At 45.9% G+C, this 25,688-nt stretch carries 22 protein-coding genes; 3 read left to right on the forward strand and 19 right to left on the reverse strand.

Going from position 1 to position 25,688, the window contains the following annotated elements:
- Window positions 1-186: 186 nt before the first annotated feature.
- Together HJG39_RS15870 and HJG39_RS15875 are read right to left on the reverse strand one after the other, a co-directional pair.
- Window positions 187-867, reverse strand: coding sequence for a Fe2+-dependent dioxygenase (locus HJG39_RS15870; protein ID WP_268410539.1), 681 nt, complete (start codon window positions 865-867; stop codon window positions 187-189).
- An 89-nt stretch (window positions 868-956) separates the two neighbouring features.
- Window positions 957-3,284, reverse strand: a complete 2,328-nt coding sequence (locus HJG39_RS15875) for a TonB-dependent receptor (RefSeq protein WP_268410541.1) — start codon at window positions 3,282-3,284, stop codon at window positions 957-959.
- Window positions 3,285-3,787: 503 nt separating this feature from the next.
- Here HJG39_RS15875 and HJG39_RS15880 point away from each other — a divergent pair.
- The 3 genes from HJG39_RS15880 (at window position 3,788) to HJG39_RS15890 (ending at window position 7,199) form a co-directional block, all read left to right on the forward strand.
- The gene (locus HJG39_RS15880; RefSeq protein ID WP_268410543.1) at window positions 3,788-5,584 is read left to right on the forward strand and encodes a hypothetical protein; all 1,797 of its coding nucleotides are present in this window, start codon (window positions 3,788-3,790) and stop codon (window positions 5,582-5,584) included.
- Window positions 5,585-5,669: 85 nt separating this feature from the next.
- Window positions 5,670-6,629, forward strand: coding sequence for a GH-E family nuclease (locus HJG39_RS15885; RefSeq protein ID WP_268410545.1), 960 nt, complete (start codon window positions 5,670-5,672; stop codon window positions 6,627-6,629).
- 15 nt (window positions 6,630-6,644) lie between these two features.
- The gene (locus HJG39_RS15890; protein ID WP_268410548.1) at window positions 6,645-7,199 is read left to right on the forward strand and encodes a suppressor of fused domain protein; all 555 of its coding nucleotides are present in this window, start codon (window positions 6,645-6,647) and stop codon (window positions 7,197-7,199) included.
- A gap of 49 nt (window positions 7,200-7,248) precedes the next feature.
- On the opposite strand, the gene HJG39_RS15895 is transcribed toward HJG39_RS15890, so the two are convergent.
- From HJG39_RS15895 to HJG39_RS15975, 17 genes are all read right to left on the reverse strand, one after another.
- Window positions 7,249-8,199 (reverse strand): hypothetical protein, encoded by a 951-nt coding sequence (locus HJG39_RS15895; protein WP_268410550.1) that lies wholly within the window; start codon window positions 8,197-8,199, stop codon window positions 7,249-7,251.
- Window positions 8,196-9,263 carry a VWA domain-containing protein gene (locus tag HJG39_RS15900; protein ID WP_268410552.1) on the reverse strand — a complete coding sequence of 356 codons (1,068 nt, stop codon included), beginning with the start codon at window positions 9,261-9,263 and terminating at the stop codon, window positions 8,196-8,198. Before HJG39_RS15900 ends, HJG39_RS15895 begins: the two co-directional genes overlap by 4 nt.
- Window positions 9,264-9,269: 6 nt before the next feature.
- Complete coding sequence (locus tag HJG39_RS15905; protein ID WP_268410554.1) at window positions 9,270-10,040, reverse strand: MotA/TolQ/ExbB proton channel family protein; 771 nt, start codon at window positions 10,038-10,040, stop codon at window positions 9,270-9,272.
- Window positions 10,041-10,181: 141 nt separating this feature from the next.
- The gene (locus tag HJG39_RS15910; RefSeq protein WP_268410557.1) at window positions 10,182-12,167 is read right to left on the reverse strand and encodes an SUMF1/EgtB/PvdO family nonheme iron enzyme; all 1,986 of its coding nucleotides are present in this window, start codon (window positions 12,165-12,167) and stop codon (window positions 10,182-10,184) included.
- Between the two features lie 17 nt (window positions 12,168-12,184).
- Window positions 12,185-13,636 (reverse strand): hypothetical protein, encoded by a 1,452-nt coding sequence (locus HJG39_RS15915; RefSeq protein WP_268410559.1) that lies wholly within the window; start codon window positions 13,634-13,636, stop codon window positions 12,185-12,187.
- A gap of 76 nt (window positions 13,637-13,712) precedes the next feature.
- Window positions 13,713-15,005 (reverse strand): hypothetical protein, encoded by a 1,293-nt coding sequence (locus tag HJG39_RS15920; protein ID WP_268410561.1) that lies wholly within the window; start codon window positions 15,003-15,005, stop codon window positions 13,713-13,715.
- A 32-nt stretch (window positions 15,006-15,037) separates the two neighbouring features.
- A complete protein-coding gene (locus tag HJG39_RS15925) occupies window positions 15,038-15,649 on the reverse strand; it encodes a hypothetical protein (protein ID WP_268410563.1) in 612 nt (203 codons plus the stop codon).
- A gap of 260 nt (window positions 15,650-15,909) precedes the next feature.
- Window positions 15,910-16,503 carry a hypothetical protein gene (locus HJG39_RS15930; protein WP_268410565.1) on the reverse strand — a complete coding sequence of 198 codons (594 nt, stop codon included), beginning with the start codon at window positions 16,501-16,503 and terminating at the stop codon, window positions 15,910-15,912.
- A gap of 17 nt (window positions 16,504-16,520) precedes the next feature.
- Window positions 16,521-17,138, reverse strand: a complete 618-nt coding sequence (locus HJG39_RS15935; protein ID WP_268410567.1) for a BRCT domain-containing protein — start codon at window positions 17,136-17,138, stop codon at window positions 16,521-16,523.
- Between the two features lie 145 nt (window positions 17,139-17,283).
- Window positions 17,284-18,747 (reverse strand): NCS1 family nucleobase:cation symporter-1, encoded by a 1,464-nt coding sequence (locus HJG39_RS15940; RefSeq protein ID WP_268410569.1) that lies wholly within the window; start codon window positions 18,745-18,747, stop codon window positions 17,284-17,286.
- A 62-nt stretch (window positions 18,748-18,809) separates the two neighbouring features.
- The gene (locus HJG39_RS15945; protein ID WP_268410571.1) at window positions 18,810-19,313 is read right to left on the reverse strand and encodes a flavin reductase; all 504 of its coding nucleotides are present in this window, start codon (window positions 19,311-19,313) and stop codon (window positions 18,810-18,812) included.
- A gap of 63 nt (window positions 19,314-19,376) precedes the next feature.
- A complete protein-coding gene (gene rutD / locus HJG39_RS15950; RefSeq protein ID WP_268410573.1) occupies window positions 19,377-20,192 on the reverse strand; it encodes a pyrimidine utilization protein D in 816 nt (271 codons plus the stop codon).
- A 6-nt stretch (window positions 20,193-20,198) separates the two neighbouring features.
- Window positions 20,199-20,582 (reverse strand): pyrimidine utilization protein C, encoded by a 384-nt coding sequence (gene rutC / locus HJG39_RS15955; RefSeq protein ID WP_268410575.1) that lies wholly within the window; start codon window positions 20,580-20,582, stop codon window positions 20,199-20,201.
- 49 nt (window positions 20,583-20,631) lie between these two features.
- Window positions 20,632-21,372 carry a pyrimidine utilization protein B gene (rutB, locus tag HJG39_RS15960; protein ID WP_326849268.1) on the reverse strand — a complete coding sequence of 247 codons (741 nt, stop codon included), beginning with the start codon at window positions 21,370-21,372 and terminating at the stop codon, window positions 20,632-20,634.
- Complete coding sequence (gene rutA, locus HJG39_RS15965; RefSeq protein ID WP_268410577.1) at window positions 21,372-22,484, reverse strand: pyrimidine utilization protein A; 1,113 nt, start codon at window positions 22,482-22,484, stop codon at window positions 21,372-21,374. Before rutA ends, rutB begins: the two co-directional genes overlap by 1 nt.
- 305 nt (window positions 22,485-22,789) lie before the next feature.
- Window positions 22,790-24,976: an OsmC domain/YcaO domain-containing protein gene (locus tag HJG39_RS15970; protein ID WP_268410579.1), complete on the reverse strand. Its 2,187-nt coding sequence runs from the start codon at window positions 24,974-24,976 to the stop codon at window positions 22,790-22,792.
- A gap of 260 nt (window positions 24,977-25,236) precedes the next feature.
- Window positions 25,237-25,629, reverse strand: coding sequence for a ribbon-helix-helix domain-containing protein (locus tag HJG39_RS15975; RefSeq protein WP_268410581.1), 393 nt, complete (start codon window positions 25,627-25,629; stop codon window positions 25,237-25,239).
- Window positions 25,630-25,688 lie beyond the last annotated feature (59 nt).

Raw genomic sequence — 25,688 nt, forward strand, 5'->3', positions numbered from 1 at the left:
TCTAAATAGCTGCGTTTCATTCTCAGTCACCAACATCCATTCAAAATGGCTGGTACGTTCATGCTAAAGCTGCGTTTGAGGTTTGTCTTTAGCACGGTTTCAGCGTATGGGATGAACATTAGAAAGCCTATTTCAACTTATTTCACGGTTTGTTTATTTTTTGTTCAGGGTTTTCCTTTTAGCGGCTTAGATCTGCGAAAATTGGCGGATTAGGTTGTGATAAACATGGTGCAGGTTGTCGAGTTGCTGGCGGTTAGCGGCGCTGTCGTTGGCGAGGCTTTGAATGGTTTGGTCTAGCTCGAATAAGGTTTGGCGCATGGCTTGGTCTGGCACGAGGCTTTGCATCCAGCAAATGGCGGCAATGCGTGCGCCTTGGGTAACAGGCGTAACTTTATGTAAGCTGCTTGATGGGTAAACCACAGCATCGCCCGCTTGGCATTTTATTCTGTGCTCGCCAAATTCGGTGGCAATCACTAATTCGCCGCCTTGGTATTCATCGGGTTCGCTTAAGAATAAGGTCATCGACATGTCGCTGCGGATCACATCTTGGCTGTTAGGCAAGCGCATGATGGCGGCGTCTACGTGAAAGCCGTAGGTTTCTTGTTCGCTATAGCGATTAAAACAAGGCGGAAAAATTTTGTGAGGTAGCGCGGCTGAAATCAGTTTAGGGGTGGCACCCATTTTGGCGAGTACGCCGTTGGCAAGTTGTTGAACGCTGGTGTGGTTTGCGTCTGCTTGGGTGTTTTGTTTTACGTCTGCTGCCATGCCCATGGCCGTATTTTTGCCATCGCTCCACGGCACTTGAGCCAGTTCGTTACGATATTGCTGGACTTCGTCTTTGCTAAAAAGCTGTTCAATAATAACCATGATTAACTGCCTAAAATAAAATAGGTGCCTAAAAAGACACCTACCACTTGGTTTACACTATTTCACTGGATATACACTAGGTGATTTGCTTAGAACTTCCAAGTCACGGTGCCACGAATGCTACGCGCTTCGCCAAGGTACATGAAGGAACCTGAGCGATAAGCGGCTGTCCAGTATTCTTTGTCGGTGATGTTGCCGATGTTTAAACGGAAGTTGATGTCTTCTGAGTAATAGTAGTTAGCGAACACGTCGAATACCGTATAGCTTGGCACAACAATGGAATATTCACCGGTTTGGCTGTTGAAGCCAGCAGCGCTATCGGGTTGACCGCCGTACATTTCGCCTTGGTAAGTTAAGGCTGCACCAAAGGCAAAGCTTTCGTTTGCTTGATAACGCACTTGCGCGTAAGCACTTTCTTCCGCAAAGTTACTCAGCGCTAAGCCGATGCTGTCTTCGTTGAAGGAATCCAATACTTCGGAGTCCATTTTGGTGGCACTTAACTGAATGCTTAATTCGTCGGTGATGGCGCCCGATAACGCAATTTCGATGCCCTTCACGCGGTTTTCACCGGTATTAAGTGTACCAATTGAAGAATACGCATCGCCCACGCTTTCCATCACATCAGACTTGGTGATTTGGAAAATCGCAGCGGTTGCAAGTAGCTTCTCGTCGAATAGTTGCCATTTTGTGCCAAGCTCAATGTTTTTAACGCGCTCAGGGTCGGAAAGTTGTACTTGGTCGGGAGAACCACACAAACCGCCGTAACCACAGTTACCGCCAACGTCGGATTCGCCGCCATTGATGTTGGTTGCCGTGCTGTAGGTTAGGTAAAGGTTGCCGTTTTGGGCAAGGTCGTAAACAAAGCCAATGTGACCATTGAATAAGTCGTCTGAGTATTCGTATGACGCTGCATTGCCACGGCTGACTACGTCGTTTTTGTAGTCGAAACTATCGCTTCGCAAACCAAAGAATAAGTCGGCGTTGTCGGTTACGCTTAAGGTGTTCATGAAATAGAAAGACGTTGTTTCGATTTCTGATTGTGCATCGGCTGCGCCGCGCTCAAAGCTGCGCTGCATTAAGCCTGAAAGGTTTTCAACTGGGTTGCCGCTGCCATCTAAACCGCAGTAACCATCGGAAACGCCACGACGACCACCAACGCGGCAGTTGCTTTCGCCTAAGTTATCGATGTTGTAAACGCCGTTATCAACAGACTCATCTGAATATTCAAAACCGAATACCCATTTGCTTGGGAATGAGCCGATTTTGGAGTCCCAGAATAAGTTGAATTGGGTGGCAACGTAGTCCACTTCTTGCCAGCCTTGGTGCGTACTTAGGGTGATGGTGCTTGCGCCCGGTGCAATGGGGTCGCTGGCGTCACGTGTTGAGCCACGTACACCCGTGGTGATGTAACCATTGTCGGTTTTGCCGTAACGGGTGGCGTTATAAAAGCGCCATTCGTCGTTAATGTCGTAATGCGTGCGCAAGGTGAATGCGGTCACTTCGGTATCGAGGAAGTCTTCGTTTTGCGCGTAAACAGGGATGTTTTCTACAGGTTTACGTGTATCGCGATCAAAGTAGCTGCCTAAGTCGGGTACGTCTTCTGCGTCTAAATAGTAAACGTCACCAATGAAAGAAAGTTTTTCCGAGGCTTCGGTATAGCCAGAAACCAAAATACCTTGGCGAGAGCGCTCAATACCATCGCGGTCTGGCACGGTTTCGTCGGCTTGCAAAAGGTTTACACGAAGCGCGTTGTTTTCATTAATAGCGATGTTGCTATCGAGTACAAGGCGATAGTGATCATCTGTGCCGATGCTGGCATCTACGCGGTTGAAGTCGAAGTTGGGTGAAGCTTGTTTGGTGATGCTGTTCACCGCACCGCCAGAAGAACCACGGCCAGCGAAGGTGGCGCTTGGGCCTTTGGTAATTTCAATTTGTTCAGAAGCAAAGCTTTCACGGGTGGTCATACCCGGATCGCGTAGGCCATCTACGAATACATCGCTGCGCGCTTCATGACCACGAATGATGTAACGGTCGCCAAATGCATTCCCGTTTTCACCTGTGCCCAAGGTAACGCCCGCTTGTGCCGAAAGCACTTCTTTTAAGTCGGATTTACCGGAATCCTGTAATTGTTGCTGCGTTAAAATTTGTAGGGTTTGGGGAAGGTCTACTAAGTCAGCCAAACGACGCTCGTCACCTGATCGTTCTGCTTTATAAGGTGAAAATGCATTGCCATGCACTTCAATTAACTCAATTTGTTTGCTGTTGTCGGCAGCTTTAGCGCAAACAGCGGCATTTTCTTGCTTGCCTTTTTCTGTACATACATCGTTGCTTTGAGCCTCCGCGAATGCTGGAGTGGCAGCCAATGCTACTAGTAGAGCCTGTGATCCCAATGTTCGGGTGGTTTTAGCGTGTTTCAATGTGTGTTCCTCTGCGGTACTACTAAAATTCGCGAGCAGTATAAGAGGATTTTTTATTAATGTATATACAAATGATAATAATTATCATTTGTAATGATGGGAAGATTAAAACGAAGAAGGTTAATGAAAGAGGTTAATTTAAAGAGGGAGTTGGTGATTACAATGAAGTAACAATTTTTTGGGTGGAGAGTGGCTAAATATCTGTTCCAAACTATCAGTCACCTTTAGAGAATTAGGAGCAAACCCTCAGCCGCAGGGAAGCGGCTGTGGAGCCTACATGGAAGTATCCACGGCGAGTTTGCGATAAATCTCTATGGGTGACTGACAATTAAACACAGCTATTTAGAAATAAAAGCATTGAATAATAAAACGTGAGGGCAGCAGAGGCTAAGTCGCCAAACGCGATGGAGAAAGGTATATTAGTTGTCCTCAATGCGGGAAGTTGTAACGCCGCTTTTTAACCTTAGTAAATGCATTTTTATAACATGGAGTGCGTGGCGTAAATGCTCAATGATCAATGTTCGTTTGGAACGGCCTTTTCAACTATTCACAGCATTTTTTTTGGTGATGATACGCAGTCATTTTCAACCTTAATGGCAATGTGTGGCGGTGCAGTAGGCTTTTGGGGATCGATAGCCAGTATTTTGAGCATTCTGCTACCTGTTATGGTTTATTTTTTTAAGGCTCAAAACAAGAAAAAAGAGGATGCCTATTTAGATTATTACCAAAAAACGCTTCACCCAAAAGATTTTGAAGGGTTAACCGAGCTTTCTCCTAAGCAAAAAGGTTCGAAGAGAAATGCCGAGGCGCTTTTTGAGGAAATTGAGGCTTATCGAAATAAGGCGATTATTGGGCGCTATGAATGGCTGTTACATAGGGCTTTGGCTGCTATTCAACGTTTTTTTAAAGAACCTGAGTGGCAAGTTGAATCGGTTGCTAACGCCGATGTTAAAGCAGATGTTAAAGCAGATGTTAACGCAGATGCCGAGGCAAATGCGCTAGCGCCTTCGCTTTCTGCAAACGGCAAGGCTTTTTGGCAGCAGCAAAAGCAGTTAGCAACAGGGCTTTTTAGCGAAGGAAGTTACCGTTTTTGTTTAATGTTGGCTTTTGTGTACCCCATATTATTTGCGATGGTTAATGGCCTAAGAACCAACGAAGTACGTCTAGCAAACTTACCTTTAATAGCATTCGAAAGCGGTTGGGATAAAGCGTTGTTTATTGTTGGGGGACTGATGGTTTTATTTCCACTGTTAGGGATTGTTAGGAGTGAAAGAGAATGGAAAAAGGTATTTTATCTGTTGCTAGGCTTTTTGGGGCTTGTTGCGATTGGTAAAGGTGGTGGTTTTATTCTATTTCTCATCGCTTTTGGGGGCTTTTTTGCTTTCACTTCTACTAGTGTTAGCTTCGCCACTATAGCTGTTCCTAGTATTATTTCTGTTTCATATTCTGCCGCTAGTGTCTCAGATAGCGTTGTTGTGCTTGTGATAGCAGTTATAGTCTTTAAGGGTCTCTACGAACTAACAAATAAATTTTTTTTTGGTAGAAAAAGTCGAACTGTATTCAAGCAAAACCTGTATTTTGCCGTAATCAGCCTCACTTATTTAATGGCGAGTTGTTGGGCACTTCTTATTTACGGGGAAGAAAAGACTTTTGTATTTATTCTAGTGCCTTTGTTGCTCGGTATTTTGCCTTTGCTGAATGCCCCCATCGACTGGCTTTCCCTTAATGTTACCCGTTATTTAAGTTATCAAATGAGCCAGCATCACGCTAAAAAACGCTTTTTGGCTTTGTTTTTGCTGGTGGATATTATTTTTGCTGTATTCTTTATGCTGGTTATTACTAGCACCATGTTGGGGGTCATTACCTTGGCGAATCATGTTGCCGTTTGGTTTAACGCCCCGCCACTGTTGCCTTTTGCCGATATTCTGCAAGGCATGGTTAACCCCGCTACTTATAACCAATATTATTGGGTTCACTTTATGGTGCTATCCACTTTAGTGCCAACCGTTATTCACTTTGTATTGTTACTTGTTAGCATCACACTTTTCCCCCTTGGACATGCAAAACAGCAGGCATATCAGCATTTTTATGAGGACCAACACCACCACGGCTATACGGTTATGCAACATCAACAAAAAAAGCGTGTTCACCTGTTTTATAGTGGCTTGCTTGCCACTGCTGTTATTGGGGCGCTAATTGTTAATTTTGATTGGGCAGGTTGCCAGCTTTGGAATTACGCGGATTGGTTCCTTGGCCTAATCGATACGCATTATCAGTCGCCAGTATTGCGTTGTGGGTAAATTTTATATTTGGCGAATCTTTGTTCTTTATTTACACTAAGTGCATAGGATTAGTGGCTGTTCGGGTGAGCAAAGGAGTTTTTGTGTGAAGTATTGGAATCAGGTGTTTTTAGCTCTGTTTTTGTTGTCGGTTTCGGCTACATCGTTTCAGGCATCGGCGGTTGTCCCGTTTGTTGCTAAAAAGGTGGCGAAAAAAGCGGTGAAGTCGAAGGCGGCCAAGGCGGTTGCTAAAAAGGCCGGTAAGCAAATTAAGAACAAGGTAAAAAAGGGCGGAAAGTCCATCGCTCAAAAAGCCAGTAAAACCCTCAAGAATAAGAATAAAGCCAAACTCGCCGCAAAAAACACGCCTCGTAAAGCCGATGTTGCGAAAAAACAACTCGCCAAAAAACAGCTCGCACAACGCTCGCAACAAGCCTCGAAAAATGCATCTAAGCTAACCCAAGCGGAGCGAAAAGCGGCATTAAAAATCATCAATAAAAAGTGTAAAAACCTCAGTAAAAGCCAGTGTAATAAGCTGGTAAAACAAACACTTGATGCGCGCGTTGCATCTACCCCAAGCGTACCGAGTAATACGGCGACCAAGTCCGCTGCGAAAACGGCAAGCAAAACAGGGGCGAGGCCAAAAGGTACGCAAGTGGCGGCAGCGGGGGACGGCTTTAATGCGAGTGGAAGTGCTTCTGCTACTGGTCAGTTAGGTGGTTCTGGGAGTGCGGCAACCAGTTCGAAAGTAGTGTCAAATCCAAATGTCAGTATTAAAGTGACTAAAAGACCTAGCTCTTTCCGCAAGAAAACAATAAAAGATTCATGGGATAACGCGGATAATGGAAAAGCACCAGGTACTAAGAAATGTCCTACGTGTGGTAAGGATGTCGCGGGTAATCCGCATTTAGGTGAAAAACGGAATGGCGATGATGGGTGGGACAATGATCACAATCCCAAATGGAAAGATCGTGACCTCACTAATATGAATCGTAAACAAGTTCTTGATGAGTATAATGCCGATACTCGTTTAAGATGCCCGAAGTGCAATCGCTCTGATAATTAATGGAAACTGATATAAATGACATTTCTTCAGCATGTTGAAAGATATTTAGGATCAATTGGACAGGGGTGGAAAGATGATAAGGCCAATGGGGACGCTCTTCAGATTGTTTCCTTTTCTGATTGTCCGGGGGAGACGGTTTCCACTTTTCTTTCTTTAGGTGTTCAGAAGCACGAACTAGCGATAAACCAGAATAAGTCAGTTAGGTTAGAGTTTGTTTTTTCTATGTACACGACGGATGATGTTGAGCCAATCGTTTCAATGCTAATGTCGGTTTGTGAATCTGTTATCGCAAGGCATAGGGCGGTGTTACGGGGGGAGTTGATTCCGTTTGATGAAACGTTAAAGGCTGAATTGGGTTTTTGTGGGCTCTATTGCACAATTCCGTTATTTTTTGATGAAGATTTCATCGAGTTTACTGAATCTTCACCTTCAACAGTCATTGTGTGGCTTGTTCCTGTTTATCAAAATGAAGCCGATTTTTTAGCTGAAAGGGGTTGGAGCCTTTTCGAAGATTTACTTGAAGAACATGATCCTGACCTTTGTTCGTTAGAACGTGTTTCTATCATCTGACACCAAAAACCCAGCCCCTTATCGTTGGGGCTAAGCCCAAACCTTGAATTTAAGGTGCTAAAAAGGTGCCGTTATTCTGCTTAGCGACTTCTCGCATTAATGTGGAGAATTTCAGTGCGTTGCCGTTGATGTTCGTGCCGCGAGGTTTAAAACCAACGCCGTGAATTCTTGCTATTTTCTTCCCTGTGCGCTTGTTGGTGTTGAGTTTGTTAATGCGCTCTAGTGTGGTGTCGTAGGAGCCGCCAGTGTAGTCGTCACCGAACACGTATAAGGCCAAAGATGACGTTTTAGCTGCGTAAATGCGTAAAGCTTCTTCAATGCCTTCAACCGGTGAACTGCTTGAAGACCCATTCCAGCGTTTCATGGCTGCCAACACGCCTCGGCGCTGTGATGGGGTGTCGTTACGCCAACTGCCAGCAGGGCTGCGACCCAGAATTTCGCCGTTGTCCGACATCACCTGAAAGCCTTTCACTTGCGGGTGGCTGTTGAGCACTTCGTTCATGGTTTTGAGGACCTTGGTCCAAAGGTCTTTCATGCTGCCAGAAGTATCAATGATGAATATCACGTAGTCGGAGTCTACCGGAATTCCGCCGACTTCTTCGTCTCGCTGCTTGGCTTTGCCAACATTAATGCTGGCACGTTGCAGATCTTCGCGCGTGACTTGCAAACCGGAAGCTTGGTCGGTGAGCTGCTGCACGTTGTTTTTGGCGCGGGCGATGTCGGCTTCTAAGGCATCGGCTTGTTCGGCGTTGCTTGCGGACTCAGCCGCGGCGCGTTGCAGTTGGTTAAGTTGGTCCGACATTGCGCCTTGTAGCTCGCTAACGCTTTGTTCTGCGGCAGCTAGCGCTTGTACTAATTCGGATATTTGGCTGGCGTCGTTAAAGTCGCCTTCGTCGCCATTTTTCGCTAGCAAAATGAGCATCACCACTGCGCCAAACGCACAGGATATGACATCCAGAAACGATAAGCTAAATACTTCAATTGGAGCGCGTTTTTTCATGGCCAACTCCCCGCAGGGCTAATCATGAGTCCGCCTGTTAAGTCGGCCCAGTTCCAATAGGCGGCAGGGGCGTGCGGCTCGCCTTCAAGGGGCAGCAATACAATATTAGTTCTTACCCCTTTTGGTATGGTGTGATTGAGGGTGTGCATAAAAACCGACATTCTGCATTCGCCGCTAATGGTTTTGGCACTTGGAAGGGGTTTGCAATTACGCGAGGTTCTGAAGCCGGAACCATCGTCTAGCATGGTAGGCAAACCGTCGGTGACCACATATAAATCGGTCATTTGCGGCATGGCTTTTTTAATGGCTTTTAAGCCTTGCATCAAATTTGTGCCATTGTGCGGAATGAGGGTGTCGATGTCTTTTACCAGCGCTTGTACTGAAGCTTGTACTTTGGCGCTATTGACGGGGCGTAACCCAAGCACTTGGCTGCTATCGTTAAAGGCAACAAGGCTGACTTTGGCGGTTTTGGGCAGCCTTGCTATCAGCCACTTTGCTATGCGTTTGGTGCGAAGCCATTTCGGCCCTTGCGTTTTTTTCTGGTCGGAGCCAACTTTGCGTTTAATGATGTCGATGAGCTTTTCATCTGTCATTGAGGCGCTCATGTCGAGCAAAATGCCGATTTGTTCGCCTTCTACTTTTAATCCAAGTAAGTATTGCTCTTCGCCTGCGCCGTCGATTTTGACTAAATCATCGGATTGCTTGGGGGCGGCGGCAGCGATGGATTGCTCTAGGTTTGCCACAACCGCTTTTTTGTCGGCCAGCGCTCTGGAAACCGCGTCTTGCTGAATTTTCAATTCCTCAATTTTACGCTTTAATTCTTCTGCGCTGTCGGTTTCCATAGCGATTTTGTCATTCACTTCATCAATGCTTTTTTGTAGCTGAGAAGCTTGTGATGCCGAAGCATTTAGCTCTTGTTTTAAGCGTTCCACTTCATCACTTGGAATGGAGGTGTTCGCGGAAAACTTCACTAAAATCAGAATCAGCAACACCGCGCCAAGGCCGCAGGCCATCACGTCGAGGAATGATACGTTGAATCCGTCTTCTTTGCGTTTTTCTGCCATAACTGCTTACTTATGAAGGTGAGTTAGCAGGCGCTTTTCACAGTTTTTGCGGGTTTTTATCACCATTTGTTCTTGGCGATTGTTTAGGTTGTGCAAAGCAAACATCAAAATAATGGAGATAACCAAGGAAACTAAGGTTGAGTTAAAGGCAACGCCGAGTTTGTCTACCATGCCGGAAATGTCGCCGGACACCGCTTCTTCTGCTTTAGCAAGAGCCGAGCCGATACCGCGTACTGTACCAACGAAGCCAACGCTGGGAATGGCCCAAATGAAATAGCGGATCATGCTGTTGCCCGATTCAAGCTGTTCGCCTAGGGATTCCATGCTATCGCGGATGGCGTCGGCGGCGTGTTGCACGTTGCCGGTATTGCGAAAGCGGCGAAGGCAGTCAATCCACGTTGCCATTGAGCTGGTTTCGCTAAACTCACTAGACTCTAGGCGGGTGAGCGCGGCATCAACATCAAGGGATTCGTTTTTATCGTGATCTTCCAAATAATCGTAGGTGTAAAGCGGCTCTTGGTTGAATAAACGTAAGTATTTGAACAGCATTAAGCCAAGGCAATAAAGGCCAAGGGTGATACAAATTTGCTGTTCGAAGTCTTTTAAAATAACCCAGCCGTTAGTGGTTGCTCCTGCTCCAAATGCAGCAATGGCGGCATCGGCAGAAGGCAGAATAATGCCTTGGTAAAAGAAGTGGACAACCGCCACAATTGCTAAAAAGCCACCTAGCTGGACTTTCCAGTCTGGGTTCATGCTTGCGTCGTGCTTGTTGCTCATGAGGTGCTCCTTAAATATCCACAGGGAAAGTGGCGGGTGAATCTAGACTGACTTTTACTGCTGCGAGTGCTGAGCAGCAGATAACGGTAAATATGGCGGTCCAAATAAGGCGTTTGCTTAACTTTTTCATGGCTTATCCTGTTATTGATATCGGGCGATACGAAAGCCAATGACTTCCGAGCCTGAATCGGCAAATATGCGCTTCGCGGCGCGTAAATCTTTGAGTTTGCCAGATTGGAAGTTGGCTCCTTTCACCACATTTTGCAGGCCGCGTTTTGCGCCTAAATAATCCTGTTGCACGGTTGAGGTGTCCGGCGGTGCATTGGTGTAAAGGTCGTGAACCCATTCCGATACGTTGCCAACTAGATCGTATAATCCTGCGCGGTCTGGTTTGAAACTACCGACCGGGGCTTTGCCAACAAAACCGTCGTTGTAGTTTTTTAAAATAATGGGCTGTGAGCCTTGAATTGATTGGTCGCCTAAGTTGCCGACATTGTTAGGAATGCGCTCGCCGTTGCCCCAAATGAAGGTGGTTTCTGTAGAGCGCTTGGCTTTTTTCGCTAGCCATTCCCATTCGGCTTCGCTGGGTAAACGGTAGCCTGTTGAATCGGCGTTAAAGCCAACCAATTTGCCATTGGCAATATCGTAAAAACGCGGTAAGCCTTCGTTATCGCTCAGCCAGTTGCAGTAATTTGCCGCATCAAGCCAGCTTACTTCAGTAACGGGTAGCGAGGTGTTGTCTCGGCTTTGGTCGAAGGCGCGGAATTGCGCCTCGGTGATTTCGTGTTTCGATACCCAGAATGGCTTGGTAAAGTTCACTTTTACTTGGTGTTCATTCAAGCTGCGCCCAATTTCGCCCGGCGGCGATCCCATAGTGACGTTATTACCTCTGAATTTCGCCAGCTCTATGCCTAATGTGGAAACGAATAATGGTCGCCCTTCTTTACGGCGTGCTTCAAATTCTGTCAGCATTTCGGCATGCACCTTCTTGGTTTTTTTGCCGGAAGGGGTCACGGTTTTTTGAATGCTGCGGTAGCCATTGGCGCTAAATTCTAGGGTGATAGGGACGGCTGAGGCTTCTATGGTTAATGGCGTTTCGCCTAGTAGTTGACCGTTTGCTAACACGCTAGCGGGTAAGCTTGAAGTGATATCCACTTCGCCAATTTCAGGCTTAAGTTTGATATCTAGGTTTTTCCTTTCATCGGGCTTTAACGTCAGGGTTTGAGAGAAGCTATAAAATCCATCTGCTTGGTATTTTATTGTGTGTTTTACCCCTGAATCGAGCGAAATCTCGCCTAATTTATGTTCTGTGCCGTTAATTAATAATAAGCCGTATTCGGGCTCGGCTGTTACTGTCAATATTGCTTGTTTCGGCTTTAGTTGGTACTTGCGTGAAGGCGTTTTATTTAGGTTGGTGACTTCTATGTTGTCGTTAACATCTTGAAAACCGGCGTATTGAAGGCGAACTGAGTAAGCGCCGCCTTCGGCTTCAATTTCCAGTGGGGTTTTACCAAAAAGCTCGTCGTCTATGTACACTTCCGCACCGCTTGGCTCGGATTCTAAGCGCATTGTGCCACTAATACTGTCGAGTTGTGCTTCAACTTTGTATTCCAAGCCACGTTCCATTTCTAAGCTTGTGCTATACGGCGCGTAGTAAGGGTTATCAATGAGGATGTCGTAGCTGGCAGGAGGTAAGGCAATGCTCACTTGCTGGCTTACACCCTTGAGTTGGTTGTTAACGTACCAAGTGGTGTCGCCATCCTCTGCGTTAACGTTGCCCAGTAAGGTGGCTGGGCTGGGTTCCAAAATCACTTCAACATTACTGGGTGACGAGGGAGTTAGGGCAACGGTTTTGGGTTGGAAGCGTTCCGCCGACACAATAATACTGGCATTGCCGCTTAATACGTACACTTTGTTGTCGGATACAAACCCTGTGCCTTGCTCAATTACAATGCTGGCAGTGGGCTTGGCGTTATCGGGGCCAACAATAATGGCGAACCCTTTTACCAGCAGTAACCAGAACAAGAAGCCAATAATAACAATGGCGGAAATAATGCCAATTGCCACATAATTTACCGCGCCTTTTCGTTGCGCTTTTTTGAGTTTTTCATCAACAGAATGAGTCATTGATTTTCTCCTCTGCCCTATATTTTTTGGTCGCACACAAGATGAACACTTGGTGCAGGTTGGTTAGGAGACAATGTGACGGTTAGCATTTTGCTTCTGTAGCCTTCTCTTGTTGCTTCTAAGGTGTAAGTGCCCGGCGGCAATGCCACGGTTTTGTTGCGTGTTTTGCCAATAATGCCTTCACCTTTTACGATAATGTGGGTGCGGTTGTCTGAGGTAACGGTTAAGTCGATGGGAGTTCCCATGTCTTTTACTAGTCCACCTAATGTTTTCATGTCTTGAGTGAGTGACGCGGAATGCTTCATCAAGGGAATGGCTTCTTTTAAGGTGCTTTTCGCTTGCGATTGAATGCGTTCATCGGTTAAGCGTGCTGGGCGAGCAATAAACCCTTGAAGCTTGGATTGCATCGCTAAAATTGCCGTGGCCTTTTCTTTCATGTCGGCCAATGTGGTGTTGTTTGGGGTTGTGCGTAAGCCTTGTGTGGATTGGCTGAGTACTTCTTGCCATTGATCATTTTTAGCCAGCTCTGCGATGCTGTTTAATGTGTTTGTTAAGGCAACTTGTTGATTAATCTTGGCAAGTTGAGCGCCAAGGGCTTTTACTGAATCTCGTTCAGGTGCAATGGCTTGGGCCGTTTGATAGGCACTAATGGCTTTGGAGTAGTCTTTTTCGGCAATGGCTTGCTGTGCCGTTGACAACGCATTCTTTAATGTTTGTTCGGCAAAGTCGGCTTCGGCAGAGGCTAGCAATGGCTGGAGATCTGTTCGTTGAGGGTCCAGTTGCAAGGCGCTGCGCAAGGCGTTTATTTGTTTTTCTAGATTGTTCTCAGCAACGCCGACTTTGTAGGTTTTTACTAGCTCGCTAACTTTGGCGTAAGCATCTATTCGAGATTGTAGTGCGCTGGTTTCGGGCGCTTCTGGGTTAATGTCGATGGCTTTTTGTAGGGAAAGTTGCGATAAATTAATTCTATCTTGGTCGAAGGCTTCTTGTGCTTGTTGCATGGCTTCTGCAAAGGCGGCTTCCCATTTTGCGACTAATGATGCGGTGTTTTGGGATAATGCCTCAAGCTGGGTGAGTGCCGTGGCGTAACTGCCAGAAGCAAAGCTGGCGATTAATGCGTCTTTGTCGGCAATGAGCTGCGCGTGTTCGTTTCCTGCCCAATTTGCGAGGCCGACATTTTCTAAATACGGTTGTATCTCTTGTTCGAATTGCGTTAACGCGTTTTTGAAGGCTTCTCTTGCTTCTTCGCTGTTAACTTGGGCGTTAACAACGTCGGGTTGTGTTGTGGCTTGCTCGGCGTCGGTGTTATTCATTGCCGATAACTGTGTAAAGACAAAGTAAAGCAGTGCGAGAATGAGTACTGAACCACATGTAATGCTAATAGCTTTAATGCGAGATTGGTTATCCGTTTTCGCCTTTAGCTTGATTTTTTCATCCTGAGACAGAGTGCTGTTTTCGTCCTGATTCATCTTTTTAATTTTTTACTGATATCAAAATTACAGTGCCAGCTCATTAGCTGACACTGTTGCGTGATGGCATTAATGTTTAAAGCTGCCTGTTCGGCGTTGCTTCTAAATCATAAATGGATTTTAAGTGTGCTTTCCATTGTTCGTATTGCTCAGAGGCAGTACCGGTTAGTTCAACAGTTTTGTCGTTGAATTCCATCACAGTTGGGCTTAGCGAGAGATCAAGACCTTGGCCTTGTTCGTCGATGATTTCACTGTGAACTTTCATATCTTCATTGGCTTTGAATGAATCAATTAAAAGCTTGGCAGAACCTAACGCGCCTGCTGCTGTGGCGATATTGCCAGCGTTAGAGCTGCTGTTGCTTGCCAGAACCGCGCTCATGACTGCCAAACCAATACCAAAAGCAGCCTTGGTATTACGTTCTTCTTCTGCTTCTCTGCGCGCGACCGCATCTGGCAGGGTTTCTTTTTGCCATGTGCGATAGGCCGTTAAGGTTTCTGCATCGAAGGCATCGTAGTTGTCTTGTAACTGGTCAACAAACAGTTGGTCTTGTGCTTTTAGCGTTTCAATGCGTTTTAGCATTTTGTTTTGCTCAGCAGGTGTGCCAACCAATTCATGCTTGTAGTATTGCGTGCCGCCTTTTCTTTTTATGGATGTATTGATGTATTTATCGAATTCTTCTGGCGAATAGTACTGCGCATAACGAACCAACGTGGTTTCTTTTATCTTGTTTTTAGCGGCATCTGGTAACGAAATAATGAGGCTGTAAACATAGTCGCCAATTTGTTGGAAAACTTCACCGTAAGGGTTTTTCTCGGCGTTCAATTGGTCGCGGAAGAAGTGTTTAGAGACTCGGTGTTCAAAGGTTTTCTGGCCTAAAATTTCGCCTGAGCTGTCCATGACCATTGCTTCAAGTTCAATGGTTTCGCTATCCGATTGTAAAATCGTTCCTAAAACGAAAAGGTCGGCGGTGGTATTGGCGTTGGGTACAACACTGACAGCGCTAAATGATTTTGTTTTTTCCAAGGCTTCTTTGGTTTTAATAGCAAAACGTTTTGCCTCTGAACGACGAAGTTGTGGCCAAATGCCTTGCTCGCCCATTTCATCGTAATCAATTTGTCCGGTGCTTTTATCTAATGGGAAGCCGGGGTTAAACACAGGAACAGCAACATTCAAATAAATGTTGGAATTGTAGCTATAAGTGCGCTGTTTGGGACCTGAGCTCATTGCGGAACCGGGGCCAACAGCAACAGGACCGGTTTGGGTGACAGTGGTTGATACACATCCAGCAAGCGACAGTACCGCAGAACAAATGACAACTGCTAGTTTTTTGTGCGCGTTTGCCATAAAACTGACTGCTTTGGAACGCATGAGAGTTACTCCTTTAGGTTTATTTTAATTCTTTACTTTCCGCATTGAAGGTCTTCATATTCTTTTATGAGCCCTTGCTTTTCGGTGGCATCGGTTGACGATGAGATCTCATCCCAAAGCAGCGCACAAACAATGTTGTCGTTGTCTTTAGGTGGAATGAGTTTGTCCTTAGCCCCTGTGGTGCCTTTGGTATTTTTTACCGGGGTAGACGTTCCCGAGTTAGGCGAACTAATCTCACTGCTTTCGTTCATTTCGTCTAGCGATTCTGTTTCTTTTGTACCCTCTTCAGAGTTGCCTTGTTCAGAACCGTCTTGTTCGCTGCCTTCTTGTGATGCGCTGCCTTCGCCTGCGCCACCCGAACCATTTCCACCACCGCTGCCGCTGCCACCACCACCGGAGGAGGCAGCCATCTTGGATTGAACGGCATTGATACAATTAGAATAGCGGTCAACGGAATCGAGAAGGGCTTCGTCTAATAGAGCGATTTGTTCTTCAATAGTAAGTGTGCTTGGGTCGACTTCTTCTATCTCAACGCCGGTACAATCGTAAGCTTCGCCTTTTTGATATGTTGAAGATTGAGCTACTGCAACAGCTTGAAATAAATAAGAAAGATATACAAAAGCGAGAGTACTGAACCGAAGCATATTTTTCCTTAATCTGAATAAATTGAAGTCGCTTAACATCCTGAAATTGTTTAATAGCAGAGGGGATGTTTTTTTTCAAGTCTGCTGTTGTTCTAGGCGTTTTATGTGGTGATGATTTAAAGCGTCAATATCATATCATTCGTGTCATGAATGCGTTTTTTCATTTGTTTTAAAGCCTAAGTTTAGGCTCCGCAGCTGCGGGTTTGCTCCTAATTCTCTACAGGTGATTGATAGTTTTGAACTAATATGTAGTGTTCCATTTAAAACAGACTCGTTTGTATTGGTTCTTCTTTGCCATTGTCTGGTAAAGGGCTGGTTAGTCCTTTGTCTGCTGACGGCAAATCGACGAGGGGTTGATCTCCTTGCTCTTCTGGTGACAACTCCTCTTTCAATACTTCTTCTACGCTTAAAGCTTGCCCAGATATCAGCAAAGCTAAAAACGCCATTTGATTATGATTGTGTGTCCCTGTTTTTTTCCAACCAGTTAGGGTCTTGTCAAAGGTGTCGTAAGTCACACTGCCTAAGTCCATTTTGTTTGTTTCTTTATCCCGCTCAACTCCAGTTCCTGCTATCACCTGAATGGCTTTAGTTTGGCACCTTGAAATAATGAAATCACCGCTTTTAAAGTGAATGTTTGGGCCTTGAGTCCATACCATATAAGGCTTTTTGAGTTTAACTCTTTCATCGTAACTAATACTTAATGCGCTTCGAAAAGCGTAGCCTACTTGATAGGCCCAGTGGCCGTTGTTCAATGAACCTGTTATTCCATCTGTAGTGACTTTAGGAACGATAAGCTCCAATTGTCTTTCTTTTTTTTCCCACATGGATTTAAGCAATTTAAATTCTTTTTTCACTATTTATTCCTTAATTATCAATCGGTATTCAATAGCCCACTTGAGTCTAACCAGTGTTCTTCATTAATGATGGAAAGTGGCAGTCCTGAATCGCGATATTCGATGGCCTTTTCAATTTTTCTGCCAAATGTTTCGTGGGACCAACTGTCGGTAACATAAGTGCCTAATATTAAATAATCTAATTTTTTGGTTACGCTGTTGGCGTTTATTCCACCTAACTGCGTAATGGCCGATTGGCATTTTTTGCGGCTACCAAAGGCACAGTTTCCTGTGAATAGGAAAGTTTTGTTTTCGAAAATGATTTCTGGTTTCGGAGAACATAAAGGTAGTGATGCGGTTTTAGATAGTTCGCCCAGTTCAGATTGTTCCCCCGAAATACTACGAAGTATTGCTAATAACTCTGCTGCTTCATCGCTATCGAGAACGCCATCTTCAAGCATTTCGCTAACCTTTTCGAGAAGGTTGTGAATAATAGGGTTTTCTGAAATGCGATTTTGTACTAACCATGTTTGTAGAAATTCTGCTTCTAATTGGTCGACTAGTCCATTTGCGGTTATGCCTTTGCAAAGACCGATTAGAGTGTCTATTTGCCTGTCTTCTATGTTATTCCTATTGAACTTTAAAAAAACATCCATTGTGTCTCCAGCAGGTTTTATAAGCGGGATAACCTAAAGAGGAAAACAGCTTCCGCAGAGTTGAATTGCAAGGTGTTTATATTATCCATAATTGGGCTGCTTGCAATGGTTTGGTGCTGTGTATGCTGCCAATAGGCTTTAAACACTACTTGCGTGTTAGTAGCCAGTAAATACCACCTGAGAGGAACAAGCCCACAAACCAAGCGTAAGCGTAAAGTTCATCGAAAATTAGCGGAATGGAGCTGATTGCGCCTGCGGCATGTAAAAAGCCCGGAAGGTTGGGTAATACGCCTAGTATAAAAGCGCTAATGCCTGCTTTATTCCAGCCGTTTTGGGTTTGTGAATTCGTACCGTATTCGCCTTGGTGTTGGAATAAGTCGTCTAGATTTAGCTGGCATTTTCGAAGTAAAAAGTAGTCGGCGATAAGAATGCCTGCAATGGGGCCAAGCAACGCAGAGTAACCGACCAGCCACGTAAATAAATAGCCGCCAGAGGTTTCAAGGAGCTTCCACGGGAAGATGGCAATGCCTAATCCGGCGGTAATGTATCCACCTGTTTTGAAGCTGATTTTTTGCGGACTGAGGTTGGAAAAACCATAAGCAGGAGCAACAACGTTTGCTGCAAGGTTGGTAGTTAGGGTTGCAAGTGCTAACGCGCCAAGGGCAACAACAACGCCAATGCCGCCCATTTTGCTGGCAAGTACAACTGGATCCCAAATGGCTTCGCCATAAATGCTGACGGTGGCAGATGTTACCGCAACGCCGATGAAAGCAAACAGGGCCATGGGCAGTGGCAAACCTATCATTTGCCCGAGTATTTGGTCTTTTTGAGATTGGGCAAAGCGAGTGAAGTCGGGAATATTGAGAGCCATTGTTGCCCAAAAACCAACCATGGCCGTGAGTCCCGGCGCAAATACCGAGAAAAACGCACCTTCTTTCGCGCCACCTTTTACAAATTGCGATGGTGCAGAAAGCATATCGCCAAAGGAACCTGCTTTAAGGTAGGCCCAAAGTAATAAGGCCAAGCCCATTAAAATTAGGAAAGGCGCGGCGTAGGTTTCCAGTGCGCGTATGGATTCTGTGCCGTATTTAATGAAAAACAGGTGCAAAGCCCAAAATGCGATGAAGCAAAACAGTTGTAGGGCATCGATGCCTAAAAACGGGAGTATTTCCCCTGTTAGTGAACCGCCAGTAAGGGCGTTGAGGATCACGTAAATAGCTGAGCCGCCCACCCAACATTGAATGCCAAACCAGCCGCAAGCCACTAAACCTCGGGCAATGGCTGGAATGTTTGCGCCTTTGGTGCCAAAGGATGCTCTTAATAGCACTGGAAATGGTACGCCATGTTTTGCGCCCGCATGACCAATAAGCAACATGGGCACTAATACAATGATGTTGCCGAGCAATACGGTTAGCACCGCTTGCCACCAGTTCATGCCTTCTGAAACCAACCCTGCCGCCATCATGTAAGTCGGAACACAAACCACCATGGCGACCCAAAGGGAGGCAAAATGCGCCCAATTCCACGTTCTTTGTTCCCTTGTGGTTGGGGCTAAATCTGGGTTCCACAAATCTGAGTCGTAATGTTTGGGTTTGTTGCGGTTTTCCATAAGATTACTCGGTCATACGTGAGTTGTTTCAATGCTGCTGGGTTGCCGACATTTGCTTGCTGTTATTGGGATGATGGAATGGGGCAATAAGCACGGTGTAAATACAGTAACGCGCCCGCTTGCGGGTTGATTTTTATGTCGATGACTTGGCAGAAAATAACATCGTGGGTAGCTACGCTTTCTCGTTCGGTGATGATGCAGTCGAAGTTTACAGCGGCGTTACTTAACACGGGCGCGCCAGTGGTTAAGGTTTCCCAGTTGCCTGCGGCAAAACGATCTTGCATGGGGGCTTTGCCGCCAAATAAGTTGGAAAGCGGCTCGTGCTCAGGCATCAATGTATTGATAGCAATATGCGTGTTTTCGTTAAAAACGCTGTGCACTGAGGTGCTGCGATTCAAGCACACTAATAAAGTGGCGGGATCATCGCTTACGCTGCACACTGCGGTGGCAGTAAAGCCTGCTTTTCCGGCAGGGCCGTCGGTGGTGACGACATTCACTGCGCCAGCAAGGTTGCTCATGCCTTCACGGTAAGCTTCTGGCGTAATTGGTGTGAGTTGTGTGGTCATAAATGTAAAATCCTTCGAGCTAATCTAAACACTGCTTTAAGTTTTTAGTGAATCAATATTGGGTTAATCAAGGGTGGGCTGCTGCAAGTGCGCAAGTAACAAGTTATTCACGATCTCCGGCACTGTGATTGTGGACGCATGACCGCCGTAGTCCAGCACTGAAATGCTACTGTTGGGTAATCTACGCGCTAAAGATTGCGAGCACTTCCAAGGAATTAAGGTGTCGTCGCTGTTGGCCAATACAAAGGTGCGGGTTTGTATGCTTGCCAGTGCATCGTCGATATTGAACTCACTTAATGCTTTTATGCGCGCCAGCAAATTGGCTTTATCTGGGAAGTGCGCCAACATATGACGTTCTTCTTGCTCTAATGTATGAACGTGTTTGGCGATCCAGTCTGGCGGGTAAAGCAGTAGTGCCTGCATTTTTAAATAGTCGCTGGCGGAACAATGGGCTAGCAGCGATTTACGGATGTCGAAGCATCTTAATGTATGCGGGTTTGGGCAGCTCCATGCGTTAATGGGAACGAGGCTTTCCAGCTTTTCAGGGTGATGTAGGGCAAGGTGTAACCCCACAAGCCCGCCCAAGGCATGACCGATAAAATGGCAGGCTTCTATTTCTAGCTTTTGCATTAATGCTAAAACATCCTGCGCCATGTGATCGATGCTGTAATCTTGTGGAAGCGTAAATGGGCTGCGCCCTGTGCCGCGTTGGTCGTAAACGATAACGCGGTATTGTTCACTTAAGGCTGCAATTTGAGGCTGCCAAAAGTTGGCAGAGCCACCCAAGCCTGAACTGAGTAATACTGTTGGTACATTAATGCTGGCGATGTCTCGTTGGTTAGTATTAGAGACTTGTGGGCCATGAATTTCATAATACACAATGGGTTATCCGATGTGCGCAAAACTAGCAATTTCTACCAAGGCTTCCGGTTTTACTAAGCCTGCTTGGATGCAATAGCGTGCTGGTTTTTCGCCGGGGAAGTATTCGGCATACACTTTATTTACGGCGGCGTAGTTATCCCAGTCGGTAATGATAATGGTATTGAAGGTCACGTCATCCATTGTGCCACCGGCTTCTTCCACCACACTCTTAATGGTTTCCAAAACATGGCGGGTTTGCGCTTCGGCATCGCCTACGTGAACCACGTTGTTGTCTTTATCGAAAGGTAATGTGCCGGAAACATATAAAACGCCGTCTGCCATAGAGCCGGGCACATAAGGGGCAAGTGGTGCGCCGGTACCGGCTGGAATAATGGATTTTTTACTCATGATGTTATCCTGTTGTTCTGATGTGGTTTTGTGCTTTGTTTTAATCGCGTTAGTTTGAAGACTCAGTGTTATTGTCAATCAGACTGCAAAAGTCTTCGACACTGGAAACCCAGCCAAAGAAGGTTTCGATATTAAATAGCGCTGATTCTTGAATACTGCTTGGGCCGGCTTGATGCGTGGCATCGGCTAACACCACACCGAAATACTCTAAAAAGAAACCGTCGCGTAAGGTGGATTCAACACACACATTAGTGGCAATGCCGGTGAAAACGAGGTTGCGAATGCCTCGGCTGCGTAACATGCTATCGAGATTGGTGTTGTAGAAGCCGCTGTAGCGTGGCTTTGGAATCACCATGTCGCCTTCTTGCGGTTTGAGTTCGTCAACAAGGTCGTAGTCCCATGTGCCTTTGGCTAATAAGGTGCCGTTAAGTTCTGGGTTTTTGCGCATGGTTTTTAGGGCGTTGGATTTATACCAATTTGGAGAACCGGGGCCGCCTGCTTCTTTATATTCTGGGTCCCAGCCGTTCTGGAAAAACACAATCGGCATGTTGGCTTTTCGCGCAGCAGCAATGACTTTGATGGTGTTTTCTATCACTGGGCCAGTGCTTGAAACGTCGAAGCCGGCTTTGTCTAAGTACCCGTTTTTACTGGCATAGGCATTTTGTAAATCCACGACAATAACGGCGGTTTGTGCCGGGTCGATTGCGAGTGGTTCGGGTTTTGCCGGTAAAATCAGCAGGTCATCTCTTTCCGCGTGAAAATAACCGGCCACCTCGTGATCTTCTAACATCAAACGGCTCCTTCGGCATCAAGGGCTTTCTTGGTGTTTGCCACGCCAATGTGCGCACGAGACTTCATAAGTGGTTGAATTTTGGTGCCGAAGTCATCCATGCCTTTGATAAAGTCGTCGAAGGTAAGTAATACACCTTCACAGCCGGGAACCGTTGCCACTTCATCTAGCATTTGAGCGACTGACTCGTACGAGCCTACTAATGTGCCCATGTTTAAGTTTACCGCCGATGTGGGGTCGGTCATGTCGCGAATGTTGGTGTCTTTGCCTGAGGTTTTGTCTTTTGCACCTTGGTTGGTCATCCAGTCTAAAGCGGATTGATCTTTACCGTCCTTGTACATTTCCCATTTTGCCATGGCTTTTTCGTCGGTTTCGTCGGCAATTACCATCATCAGAACCGCAGAGCCTACGTTTCGGCCTACTTTGTCGGCGGCCTCTATCAACCTCTCTGCGGTAGGTGCAAAGGCTGTTGGCGTATTTAAACCTTTGCCGAAGCAGAAGTTGTAGTCAGCGTGTTTGGCAGAAAAGGCCATGCCAGCGGCGCTTTGGCCCGCGCAAATAATGGGAATGTCGCGTTGAGGTTTAGGTAACATGCGACAATCATCCATTTGGAAATGTTCGCCTTTAAAATCGCTTTTTCCGGTTTCCCACAGTTCCTTTACCACTTTGATGTATTCATCTAAATAATCGTAGCGGTTGCCAAAAAATTGGTCGCCCGGCCACATGCCCATTTGTGAATACTCGGGGCGCTGCCAGCCGGTGACAAGGTTGACGCCAAAGCGTCCGTGGGAAATAGAGTCAATGGTGGTTGCCATACGGGCCATGATGGCGGGTGGCAAAACCAATGTGGCCGCAGTGGCATACAGTTGGATTTTTGAAGTCACAGCAGCAAGACCAGCCATCAAGGTGAACGACTCAAGGTTGTAATCCCAAAATTCGGTTTCACCACCAAAACCTCTGAGTTTGATCATCGAAAGGGCGAAATCCATGCCGTATTCTTCGGCTTTAAGCACAATTTCTTTATTGAGATCAAAAGAGGGTTTGTATTGCGGGGATGTTTTAGAAATTAGCCAGCCGTTGTTTCCAATAGGAATGAATACACCTATGTCCATCTTATTCCTCGCTTGAGTATGCTTTTGTTGTTTTATGTCACCGCTGTTTTTCGGTGATTGCGTAAAAAACAAACCTGCATAAACCAAGCCATTTGATGTATTTCCATATAAAACAAAGGGTTAGTCTGTTATTTTGGGTCAAACCTGACCAAATGGTTTATTTTGATTCAAGAAAGTAGTGCAGGCTGCACTGTTATGGTGCGCTGTAGGTGGATTTGCGTTGAAAATGCTCATGCACTGGATAGCAGCAGGCGTAAAAGCCCGCTCTATCCGTGGTTGCTTTATTTGATGAAAAGCAGCGGGTTTTACTTTTGGCTGTAAAGCTTCGCTCTAGCCTGATGCAGCTTGTTATAGCTTTGTAGCAAGCGTTGGTGTCTGTCTAAGCCTTCAAGTTGCATGTTGGTTTCTGTCAGACCATAAAAACGCACTGAGCCATTCACTGTACCCACTACATTTTGCATAACGTCTTCGCCAAACATACGCGATAAATTCACAATGAAGTCATCAATTTCTAGAGCATCATCCAAGGTGATTTCCAGCACAGCATGAACCGCTTGGTAGAATAGGCGGCGCGCAACCGTGTTGTCGTTGTACTGTAGGAACATTTCAACCAATTCAATGGCGTCTTCTTGGCGACCTAAAGCAAGGTAAATGAGGGCTTTTAACTCTAAAATGGTGAGCTGTCCCCATACGGTGTTTTCGTCGAATTCCACGCCAATTAAGGTCACGATGTCGGTGTAGTTGTCGAGCTCGCTGTCTTCTAATCGTTGCGCGAGGGCGTCGAGTTGCGCGTCGTTTAAACGATGTAAATTTAAGATGTCTTCTCTAAAGTGCAGGGCTTTATTGGTGTTGTCCCACACTAAATCTTCTACGCCGTAGACTTCGGAAAACTCAGGAACAATGATACGACAGGCTTTGCCAATCAGGTCGTACTCGGCAATGTAAACCTCTTTTCCCATGTCAGCTAAAATGCTAAGTAAGTGCTCACATTCTTCTTCTGTCTCACCAGAAAAGTCCCACTCACAGAAGGTGTAATCGGCTTTGCTGCTGAAGAAACGCCATGAAATGACGCCGGTTGAATCAATGAAATGCTCAACAAAATTTTCCGGTTCGCTGACTTCCATGCTGTTAAAGGTAGGCCGCGGCACATCATTTAAGCCTTCAAAGCTGCGGCCTTGTAGTAGTTCCGTTAAGCTGCGTTCTAGTGCCACTTGAAAGCTTGGGTGCGCGCCGAATGAGGAAAATACACCCCCCGTTTTCGGGTTCATTAGGGTGACGTTCATCACTGGGTATTGCCCGCCTAACGAAGCATCTTTAATCACTAAAGGAAAGCCTTGTGCTTCGAGTGCTTCAATGCCGGCAATAATGCTGGGGTATTTTTCGAGTACGGACCTTGGCACGTCTGGCAATACGATTTCTTGTTCGATAATTTGGCGCTTAATTGCACGCTCAAAAATTTCGGACAAGCATTGTACTTTGGCTTCAGTGAGGTTATTGCCCGCGCTCATGCCATTGCTTAAGTACAAGTTTTCAATCAGGTTTGAGGGAATATAAACGGTTTCGCCATCGGAGTGGCGAGTAAAAGGTAAGGCACAAATACCACGTTTTGCATTGCCCGAGTTAGTGTCGATAAGGTGAGAACCACGCAATTCGCCATCGGGGTTGTAAACGTCGAGCAGGTAGTCGTCTAGCAAGCCTTGTGGAATGGCGTCATCTTGGGTGAGTGCGAACCAACGTTCATTGGGATAATGCACAAATTCCGCGTTGGCGATGTCTTCGCCCCAGAATTGATCGTTGTAAAAGAAGTTGCAGTTTAAGCGTTCGATAAATTCACCTAACGCTGAGCATAAGGCGCTTTCTTTGCTCGCACCTTTACCATTGGTGAAGCACATGGGCGATGCGGCGTCGCGCACGTGCAATGACCATACATTCGGGACGAGGTTTCGCCATGATGAAATTTCAATTTTCATGCCCAAGGATTCAATGATGGCGGTCATGTCGGCAATGGTTTGCTCAAGTGGCGCGTCTTTTCCTTCAATGAAGGTTTGATGCGTGGCATCGGGAGAAACGGTGAGCATGGCTTGGGCATCGTTGTCTAGGTTTCCCACGGCTTCCACAATGAAGGTTGGGCCGGTTTGCACCACTTTTTTCACGGTGCAGCGGTCAATAGAGCGCAAAATGCCTTGGCGATCTTTTTCCGAAATATGCTCAGGTAGTTCTACCTGAATTTTGAAGGTTTGTTTGTATCTGTCTTCTGGGTCAACGATGTTGTTCTGGGCAACTCGAATGCCGTCTGTGGAAATGTCCCGCGCGTTGCAGTAAACCTTCACAAAATACGCTGCACACAAGGCCGATGAGGCAAGAAAATAGTCGAAAGGGCTTGGGGCTGAGCCATCGCCTTTATAGCGAATGGGCTGATCGGCGATAACTGAAAAGTCGTCGAATTTGGCGTCGAGGCGCAAGTTGTCTAAATAATCTACTTTAATTTCCATCGGGGATACTCAATCGGGTTGCCTTTTAATAAGGCTCGTCAGAATTTGCGCGCATTATGAGCGTTACAAGAATAGGATGGAAGGGAATTCTATTTGAGTTGTTTGCTGTCAAAACTTGGATTTGTTGACAAAATGATTTGAATTTTTGCTTCTTTCAATGATCAGATCACCAAATCATTATTGTTCTTTCCTCATACCTAAACCTAAATATCGACTTAAAAACTGGAAGCAGTGCAATCAACATTTTATTGATAGCGAGGTTACTGAATTGCTAACTCTTTTTTTGCGAAGAGCGCCTTGCGTTGTTCTCTTAGTGAGTCTTCTTCACCAATTAATCCATCTGCATCTACATTAGCCAAAGAGGCTGACATGTCACGTTGTAGCTTTTCGTCAGCAATTAATGCTAGGTAGCGTCCTGCACAGACACGTAAAAATGAGGTGAAGTTGCTGATGTTGTGCCCTGCTTCTATCGATTCTAGGTAGAGCTTGGTGATAAGTTGGGAAACCGATAGATCTTCTCTAAATCCGATTTCTTCTAACGTGTCCCAGAAAAAAGTTTCGAGACGAATAGAAGTGACCACGCCATCCACACGCATTGAGCGAGTGCTTGATTGCCATAATTCACGATTAGCCCCAATAAAAAGCTGGCACATGTCTATTCCCCCGAACCTTAACAAATTGAATTAAATATGATGGAAGTCTACAGCATTAC

Source organism: Alteromonas sp. a30, from assembly GCF_026788005.1.
Lineage (GTDB): Bacteria > Pseudomonadota > Gammaproteobacteria > Enterobacterales > Alteromonadaceae > Paraneptunicella.